9 protein-coding genes are annotated in these 8,803 nt (G+C 44.9%); 4 read left to right on the forward strand and 5 right to left on the reverse strand.

Features of this window, described 5'->3' with window-relative positions:
• Positions 1-205 precede the first annotated feature (205 nt).
• Together IQ235_RS11370 and IQ235_RS11375 are read left to right on the forward strand one after the other, a co-directional pair.
• A complete protein-coding gene (locus IQ235_RS11370) occupies positions 206-721 on the forward strand; it encodes a CAP domain-containing protein (RefSeq protein WP_264321580.1) in 516 nt (171 codons plus the stop codon).
• A gap of 113 nt (positions 722-834) precedes the next feature.
• Positions 835-1,458, forward strand: a complete 624-nt coding sequence (locus IQ235_RS11375; RefSeq protein WP_264321581.1) for a ribonuclease D — start codon at positions 835-837, stop codon at positions 1,456-1,458.
• A 472-nt stretch (positions 1,459-1,930) separates the two neighbouring features.
• Here the strand turns inward: IQ235_RS11375 and IQ235_RS11380 are convergent, their stop codons facing one another.
• Together IQ235_RS11380 and IQ235_RS11385 are read right to left on the reverse strand one after the other, a co-directional pair.
• Positions 1,931-3,313 carry a dolichyl-phosphate-mannose--protein mannosyltransferase gene (locus IQ235_RS11380; protein WP_264321582.1) on the reverse strand — a complete coding sequence of 461 codons (1,383 nt, stop codon included), beginning with the start codon at positions 3,311-3,313 and terminating at the stop codon, positions 1,931-1,933.
• 103 nt (positions 3,314-3,416) lie between these two features.
• Positions 3,417-4,637, reverse strand: a complete 1,221-nt coding sequence (locus IQ235_RS11385) for an LCP family protein (RefSeq protein ID WP_264321583.1) — start codon at positions 4,635-4,637, stop codon at positions 3,417-3,419.
• Between IQ235_RS11385 and IQ235_RS11390 the strand changes: the two genes are divergently transcribed.
• A complete protein-coding gene (locus IQ235_RS11390) occupies positions 4,624-4,815 on the forward strand; it encodes a hypothetical protein (RefSeq protein ID WP_264321584.1) in 192 nt (63 codons plus the stop codon). The two genes, IQ235_RS11385 and IQ235_RS11390, sit on opposite strands and share 14 nt — an antisense overlap.
• Before the next feature lie 141 nt (positions 4,816-4,956).
• Here the strand turns inward: IQ235_RS11390 and IQ235_RS11395 are convergent, their stop codons facing one another.
• The 3 genes from IQ235_RS11395 to IQ235_RS11405 all read right to left on the reverse strand — a co-directional run bounded on the left by IQ235_RS11395 (position 4,957) and on the right by IQ235_RS11405 (position 7,629).
• On the reverse strand, positions 4,957-5,664 hold the full coding sequence (locus tag IQ235_RS11395) for a class I SAM-dependent methyltransferase (protein WP_264321585.1): 708 nt from the start codon (positions 5,662-5,664) through the stop codon (positions 4,957-4,959).
• 15 nt (positions 5,665-5,679) lie between these two features.
• A complete protein-coding gene (locus IQ235_RS11400) occupies positions 5,680-6,267 on the reverse strand; it encodes a class I SAM-dependent methyltransferase (protein WP_264321586.1) in 588 nt (195 codons plus the stop codon).
• 129 nt (positions 6,268-6,396) lie between these two features.
• Complete coding sequence (locus IQ235_RS11405; RefSeq protein WP_264321587.1) at positions 6,397-7,629, reverse strand: glycosyltransferase family 2 protein; 1,233 nt, start codon at positions 7,627-7,629, stop codon at positions 6,397-6,399.
• 189 nt (positions 7,630-7,818) lie between these two features.
• Here IQ235_RS11405 and IQ235_RS11410 point away from each other — a divergent pair.
• Positions 7,819-8,803 (forward strand): acyltransferase family protein (locus tag IQ235_RS11410; protein WP_264321588.1); only part of this gene is annotated, 985 nt, incomplete at its 3' end.

Below are 8,803 nucleotides of genomic sequence, written 5' to 3' on the forward strand. Positions count from 1 at the left end.
CAAACGGTGGCAAAAAGTTTGGGGTTGATGGACGGCGGCAACTAGCACTGTGCCACAGCTCTGGTACAACGGGGCGATCGCAGGGGCGCAATGGTGTCCGCTGTCTGTCATTGTTGGTTTGTCAATACCGCGTGGGGCGCGATCTCGCAACCCGATCCGACAGGGGGTCTCCCCCAATCTATCTCGATTTGGAGCAATTAATCTCATGTTCGATCGCCTGTTTTTAGGATTATTCGCCCTTGTGAGCGTGGCGGGTTGCGAAGTTTCGGATGTCGGCGTTTCTGCCCCCATTTCGCCGCCTCCTCAATCGATACCTGTCGCTGCGGGAACGTTTACCGAGCTTGAAGAGTCCGTCCACGAGAAGGTCAACCAATATCGACAGAGTCAAGGTCTCCCAACTTTCGCCCTCGACCCGCAAATGAGCGAAATCGCTCGCAGTCATTCTGAGAATATGGCTTCGGGCCAAATAGCGTTCAGTCATGATGGATTTGAAGAGCGTGCGGAGGCTCTCGGCGAGTTGGTGAGTTTGCAGGGGGTCGCAGAAAATGTCGCCTACAACCAAGGTTACGGCGACCCAGCCACTCAAGCCTTTGAAGGATGGCTCGAAAGTCCCGGTCACTTGGAAAATATTGAAGGGGATTACAACTTAACGGGTATTGGTATCGCCCAAAACAGCCAAGGTGAATACTACTTTACCCAGCTTTTCGTTCGCAGCCGATAGCCGTTATCGTCGGGAGCCTGCGTATGTGAGCGATCGATTCTCAGATTGACCTAAAATGTGAATATTGAAATACTTTGCCCTCTTCCCAGACCATCGATCGCTAGCCATTATCTATGGACAATTTTCAAGTTTGCGATTGCGACTTATCTAACGAAACCCTCGATCGATATCTCGCTGCCGATGCGATCGCCGTCGATACCGAAACGATGGGATTGCTACCCCAGCGAGATCGTCTGTGTTTGGTGCAGCTATGCGACCCGGATGGTTACGTTAGCGCCATTCGCATTGCCCGAGGACAAAGGTCGGCACCGAATTTGAAAAAATTGATGGAAGCAAGCGAAATCGCCAAGGTCTTTCATTTTGCCCGCTTCGATGTGGCAACTCTGCGCTACCATCTCGGCATTCAGGTTGCGCCTCTATTCTGCACGAAGATTGCGAGTAAACTGGCGAGAACTTATACATCCCAACATGGCTTAAAATCCTTGATTGCCGAACTTGAAGGGGTCGAATTGGACAAACGCGCCCAGAGTTCCGATTGGGGAAATGCAGCAAATTTATCGGATAAGCAACTCGACTATGCGGCAAATGACGTGCGATATCTGCTAAGCGCGCGCCAAACGTTAATCGCGATGCTGCAAAGAGAGGAACGCTGGGAACTCGCACAGCAATGTTTTGAATGTATTCCCGTTCATGTATCGTTAGATTTGTTGCAATATCAAGGGATCTTCGAGCATTAAGCGATCGACTTGAGTTGAGTTTCCATTGGGTTATGTTGGCGATCGTTTTGATGCCTTATATTGCAGTTGCTACATCGGTTAGGACACAAGTAACTGTGGGCACGGGAGGCTGAGGAGACAATATTTCGAGAAGATTACACAATTGTCTTAATTGTCCTAACCGTCCTAACCGTCCTAACCGTCCTAACCGTCCTAACCGTCAAGGCGGTTGCTATATATCTTTGAAAAATGTAAATTTCGTTTTCACGTTTTCAAGAGTTGTACGATCGCAGTAACAATCCTCGATTTCGATCGAGCATTATAGCGCTTCGTCATCCGTTTATTTACACGCTCGATGAAACCGGCTTTTTCCACTCCCCATTCCCCCTTCCCGACTTCCGAATTCCGACTTCCGAATTCATCCCCCCATTCCCCCTTTCCGAACCCGCAAAACTTGTAACGAAAAGGGCACGGACTGCTATACAAAACAGAATTAAATCCAAGACTTCAACAGCATTCTCAGATTAAATTGCTCGATCGATAACGGTAAACCTAAGTAAACCGGTAACCAAAAAATAAATGCAAATACGCTAATCAAAATAGTACTCATCGCCCAAATTTTGTGGGAGAGACGATCGCAGTTCAACCAGCGATCGACAAGCCATGAAAAGGCTAAAATTGAAAAGATAAAGGCACTCATATACAGATAAATAAACGTGCAGCGTCGGACGAGAATCCAAGGTAAAAAGTTGGCAAAATAGTTTGTCAATAGATAAAGCGGAATCAAAAAACTGTTCGCTCGGGATAATTGCGATCGACTTGAGAAAACGCTCGGTAATACTTCCGTCAACCCCCACAAAATTAGAATCGAAATCGCTCCGCCACTCAACCACCATAAAATCGGGTTTCCCATTAAGTGAACGTCGTAAATACCTTCGTTAAAATAGGTCGGCAAGGGAGGCAAAATTGAATGAATATCGTTTTGGGTCGAGCGATCGTAAAAGTACGACATTGGACGCAGCATCAAGGGCCAGGTATACCATCGGGAACAGTAGGGGTGAACTTGGGCACCGGTTCCGACACCAGTTTGATGGTAAGACAAGATTTTTTGATGTACGCTCCAAAAGGTTTCTGTTGGATTCAGTTGTAGGTGTGGTATCCATATCAACAAGTAGATAATCGCTGGAATGAAAGCTAGATTCAGGACGAGATGAATTAATTTTAAATTAGCAATATTTTTAAACCAACTTTTCTTTAAATTCGCTTCGATTGTGATGTTTTCTTTTAAGTCTAGATACTTGACGAGTCGAGCGATCGAATAAACCAGATAAATACCGAGTAAAAATCCTAATCCATTCCATTTAACGGAAACTGAAGCCCCGAAACAAATTCCCGCCCCGATCGAGATGAGGGCTTTCCGATCGTTTTTCAACCTGAGAGAAATTAAAAATAGCCACTGACCGAGTAATCCGAAAAAGACTAAATAAATATTAATCAGTGCGTACCGAGATTCCACCAGAAAGAAGCCATCGATCGCGCAAAAAAAGCCTGCTAGAACAGCATAACTGCGGCGATCGCTCAATTGGTAAGCAATACCAGCCACGACAATTGGGATGCAAGAACCGACCAGTGCGTTCATCCATCGGTAACTGATGGGAGAAAGAACTTGACCCGTTAGATCGTTGGTATTTTGGAAGGCGAACAATTGCGATAGCCAAATTCCCACAGCAATAATATATTTACCTAACGGAGGATGGGCATCGAATACTTCCGTACCGTTGAGGTAATTCACCGCAAACTTGGCGTAATAAACCTCATCGAAAACCAACGTATTAAATCGTTCCAATCCCCAAAATCTTAAGGTTAGCGATAACACGAAGATCGATGAGATCGCGATCGCAAACCCTGAAAATTTTTTCAGGAACGAATAAGAAGTAATGAGTAAGAAGTGCATTGACAAGAAAATCGGAAAAGAATGCTCAACGATCGAGTTGCCAATCTTCCCCAATCCGAATCGTCAAATCAGAATCCAAATCCCCCGTAGACATAGTGACAATTTCGCCAAATCCCAAACTTTCTTGCAGAAACTTCGCCCCATTGAGATGTCCTTTCTGGATGATAATTTGAGTCTGGCGTTGAGTATCCGACCAATCTGGGGCAACGTAGGTATCCTCAAATCCCAATTGTTCTAATTCCTTTTGGAAGCGATCGACGGCGGTGGCATCGGTCGTGGTATTTTGGATGGCAATTCGGAAAGATGGGGCGGTAGATTCCCAGGAGTTACGCGATCGCGATCGAATCGGTCTTTCTCGGCGACCTGTAGACTGCCCGAAATATCCCTCAACAATACGATCTCGCCCCCCGTTGTCAGCAATCCAATACCCCGTATCGTAGTCGTAGGAATCGCCAAACTCACCGGGCAGCATCACCATTTTCAGTGCCTGACTGTCCAGTTGCAAGCCGAAATTCACCAATGCCATCATTTCGGGCAAACTCAGATCGGTATCGATATATTTTTGGATAACCCGAATCACTTCCGGCAGTCGCGGCAGAACCGTCGGATTTGTCAATCGCGATCGAATCGCAGCCATCAACTCTTGCTGTCGCTGTACCCGTCCCACATCCCCATAAGCCCCCTGGCGAAAGCGGGAGAACTGTTCGTCTTGTTCCCCATCGAGGATTTGCCATCCGGAGGAAAGGTCGATTTTGAGTTGCCCGGCGATATCGGTATAGGACATCGCTTCGGGAACGAACACCTCAACTCCCCCCAGCAAATCCACCAACTCTACCAAAGCCGCCGTATCGATGCGTACGTAACGATGGATGGGAACATCAGCCAGCAAGTTCTCAAAGGTGTCTTTCGCTAAGTCGATGCCGCCGTCGTAATTCGCCGTATTGGCTTTGGAAAAACCGATCCCCGGAATCTCGACGAGGGTATCGCGGGGAATCGAGAGTAAACTCACCGAGGCATCGAGGGGGTCGAAGCGTAGGAGTAAAATGGTGTCGCTGCGACCGGAAAATCGTTCGGGAGAGTCTTCGGGTAGTTCTGGCGGGGGTTCAACTCCCAGAATTAGAACCTGCATCGGCTGGGATAGTTGGTAGCCAAAGCCGTTGTTCCAGGAGACCTCCGGCTGTACGAAGGTTTTGGGCGATGGGGGAAACATCCACGCCGCAATCCCCCCAAGGGTGGCAGAGGTCATTAATGCGATCGCGAGTCCGAACCAAGACCACAACCAACGGGTTAGAGTTGCCCCCAGTGAAGAACTCGACTCGGGTCTAGATACAGTGGAAGTGGTTGCGTTGGGAGATGCTGAATGTTTTGCAGTCACGGGGAATAGTTTTGGGGAAACGGTTTTGGAAGAGAGACGATGGTATTGACGCGATCGTAACTGCCTACAGTCTCATTTCCACTCTTCTCACCTAAGTGCGAGGAGTTTGGGGCGGGTACGGCGATTTGATTTATTACTGTTACTAAATTTAGATCGCCCTTAGACTGGTATTTTTTGTAAAGTATACCGTCTAAACCCAAACCGATTGAATGAGGATCGCAAAGTTGGAAACCTTTCCTAAAAATTTAGGCTGATACCAACTCAGAGTCAGCTTTTTCCCTGGCAAATGGGTTGTTGAGATTCGATCTAAAATGCGGACTAAATCGGTTTTCGATAACAGATTTAAGTTTTCTTCTTTTGCCCAAAATTTCAAACCCAGCAAATTTAAAATTTGCCGATGTCGATCTTTGGGTAGCCAGTGCAAAAGCGGTAATTTGGTATGAAAATCCAACCAGTGGTAGCGATTGGGGGTGGTCAGCAAAATACGATCGGATAATTGGAGTAAATCTCGAACGTACTCAATTTGCCGGTCTTCGGAACCGACGTGTTCGATGACGGCGGAGGAAATAACGAAATCGAAACACTGGCTTTTCTCCGGTGGAAAAGTAATCGTTTTCAAACCGGGAAATATCCTTTCTAAACTCGCGATCTCTTCTGGAGAGGTAGCATAAACTCGCGCGCCATCTTCTAGCAACCAGCGAAGAAAACAGTTACTATCCGCACGGGATGTATCGGGTGTCGCGCCGAAATCGAGTACGGTTTTCCCAGCCACACCACCGGTTTGACGAATAAACCAATCGTACATTTGCCGGCGAACTTTCAGCGAGGCTTGCATTCGCAGTCGATCGAATATAGAAATGCGATCGCTAAAATAGTTAAATTCTTGTGTCTGAGTCAATCGCTTTTCTCCCATTCAAATTTCAATATATTCTTCTCTTTGTAAACGAGAGATGAAGTGTAGATTACTATCGAAAAGATAACCCACCGGTGGTGGATAGAGATGAAGTTGAGTCAGTGTTTTCTCTGTTATGAGTTGTTCGCGATCGTACAACGCTTGCCACTGGGAAGTTGACTGGTAATTGTAAGGTAATGCAACGCCATAACTGCAATTTCCTACCCAGTCCATCAATCGCAAGCGCGCATTATCCCACCATCCATTACAGTAATGGTCTTTTATGAGGAGAAATTGACGGGTAACTCTCGCGCATTCTGCCATCAACTTCTCTGGGTATTCTGTATGATGCAGCACATCAACTAACATCACAAAATCGAAGTGTTTGTTGGGAAATGGCAACGTTAACCCGTCAAACTCGCGAACGGGAATTTGGGTTTGAGAACGAACCAGTACATCCACCCCTTGCAAGTTAATATTCGATCGCTTTTGGGTCAGCCAATATGCGATTTCTCCACTACCGCAACCCACATCTAATCCTTGCAAAGGTTGAGTCTCGGGGATAAAACCAGAAAGTCGATCGACAAGTACGTTAACTCGCCGATTCATTACTAATTTTTGATGCAAGTTTTGGACGATCGCCACAGATTATTTTACACCGATTGAAAACTAAAGATCGACTTATCAAAGATTTCTTAGAGATAATTATCAGGTGTTCAGTTCTTGCCGGGAACGACTTTACTTGTGGGAAACAGGAAATTTTTGACTCGTTTTAATCGGCTCTAATTTAAACATCGATCGATGTTTGTATTTGTCTGAAAGAACGGCATAAAATAAACCGCTAAATAGCGTTTGAGTACTCATTAAAATTAGGATCATTCCCGTCACCGCCGGACGAATGGCATTCAAAGGACCAAACTGACCGTCAATCCAAGACTCGATTACCGAAAATTCAAATCCCACTCCAATGGCTAAAGTCACGAATGAAAACAGAAGAATTTGCTCTATTTTAATAGTTTTCACTAAAAAATCCATCCAGCGCGATCGCCGTCGAATTCGATGGGTTAGGGTATATAAATGTGCGAGAAATCCCGTTAGCAACAGTTCGTAGCCTAACAAGCAACATAATGCAGCAACAACGATCCAATGATCGTTAAACCAAAAACTTCCCACATAAACCGACTGACCGCCCGGCGTTAGATTTAAGAGCGATGCTAAAATAATACCGATCGCCAGCAAGATTCCTCCCGGCAAGCCGTATATGAATCGCGGGGCAAATAGCAAGATATATTTGAGGTGTCGCCAGCCATCAGACCAAGGTTGTAAGTGAGGCGGTCGATTGCGACCATCGCGATATAAAGTAATCGGAACTTCCGTTGTTTTGAGTCGTAAAACGGAAGCTTTAACTAACATTTCCGAAGCAAATTCCATGCCGAAGGACTCGACATACATATCGAGAAAAGCTCGTTTGGAAAATGCCCGCATTCCGCAGTTAACATCGGAGAAAGAAGCGCCATATAAAAGATTGACAATTTGAGTTAAAATTGGCGTGCCGAGATATCGATTCTTCCAAGGCATCGCCCCCGGATAAATTTCTCCTTTCAAGCGCGTTCCCACAACCATTTGGTAACCCAACATCAGTTTTTCGACCATGGGTACGGCTTCGCGAAAATCATAAGAATCATCGGCATCGCCGATCGCGATATATTCTCCTCTGGCGTAGCGAATGCCCCAGGTAAGGGCTGCGCCATATCCGCGAACGGGCACTTGAATCACTCTTGCCCCTAACGCTACGGCTAGTTCTTGAGAACCATCGGTCGAACCATTATCGGCAACGATAATTTCTCCTTTTAAGTGAAGCTTTGCGATCGCTTCCCTCGCTTTTTGAATACAAATGGGTAGCGTTTGAACTTCATTCAGACAGGGTAAAACAATCGATAATTCGATTGCCTCATTTAGAGATTGCACCATTTTCTCACCAACTGCTTTATTCCCCGAACTGTACCATATTACGTTGAGAGATTATGAGATGATGTGACTTGACTTAGATGAGAAACCTTTATCGGTTTATCTATCGGTTTCTCAAAGTCCCCGATCTCAGTTGGGGAAAACTCGGCGATCGAAAATGCTGTTGTTTATTTTATCCGTTTTCGCGCGATGGTGAATCAACCCACTCAAACGCCTCCTACTGTGGATGCGTTACTGGCTTTGCGGGGCGTAGCCTGCCTGGTTGTCATCGTCGCCCATTGCAATGCACCGAGAGAATCTTTAATTTATGGCAACTATGATTTGAGTTGGTTATTGTTTGCCGCCGGAGGTGTTGCCGTTCGCATATTTTTTTGTTTGTCTGGATATTTGATGGGGAAAGTTTTCTATACCCAACGCTACAAGATAGATTTTAAAGGCATACTTCGATTTTGGCGCAATCGGGCTTTAAGAGTTTTTCCGTTATATTATTTTGCCATTTTAGTTTTAAGTTTATTCGTTTATCCCGATATTTTACGACCTCAAAATTGGATATATTTGCTGCGATTATGTACGTTCACGTACCATCAAGTATTACCGGTCGGTTTTAATGGGGCATTATGGTCGCTTTCGACAGAAATTCAGTTTTATTTTTTAGTTCCGTTTCTCTTTAGCTATCTCAAACGGCGGTTGCGCGATCGAAAAAGTATTTTAGGGTTTGCCGCAACCCTAATTTTGGGATCGCTAATTCTTCGTTACAGTATTTGGCAAGTCATTCAAGCTCAATTGCCCCCGCCTGAAGATGCGATCGCTTTTGTCAAATATGTTTATGTCCCCATTGCATTAAATTTAGATGTTTTTCTGTGTGGATTTATTCTTAATTTTTGGATTGCCGATCGAGAAAATTCAAAGAAAATAAGTGATTTTAAAAATAAAACTAATCAAAGTATTAGTATTTTTATTTTAATCGCTCTTTATTTTATAACGGCTTATATTAAATATTATAATAAGCAAATACTCTGGCAAATTGCACCGACAATATCGTTACTAGCTAATTGTTTTTTTATTGTTGCCTTTGAATCGGGATCTCGCTATTATAAGTTTCAAAGAACAAATATTCAAACTCAATGGATAATCTATATTAAAAATCCTATTGAAATATTAGAACTATTTGGAATTC

Origin of the sequence: Zarconia navalis LEGE 11467 (assembly GCF_015207075.1) — a bacterium.
In the GTDB taxonomy this organism is placed as follows: domain Bacteria; phylum Cyanobacteriota; class Cyanobacteriia; order Cyanobacteriales; family Geitlerinemataceae; genus Zarconia; species Zarconia navalis.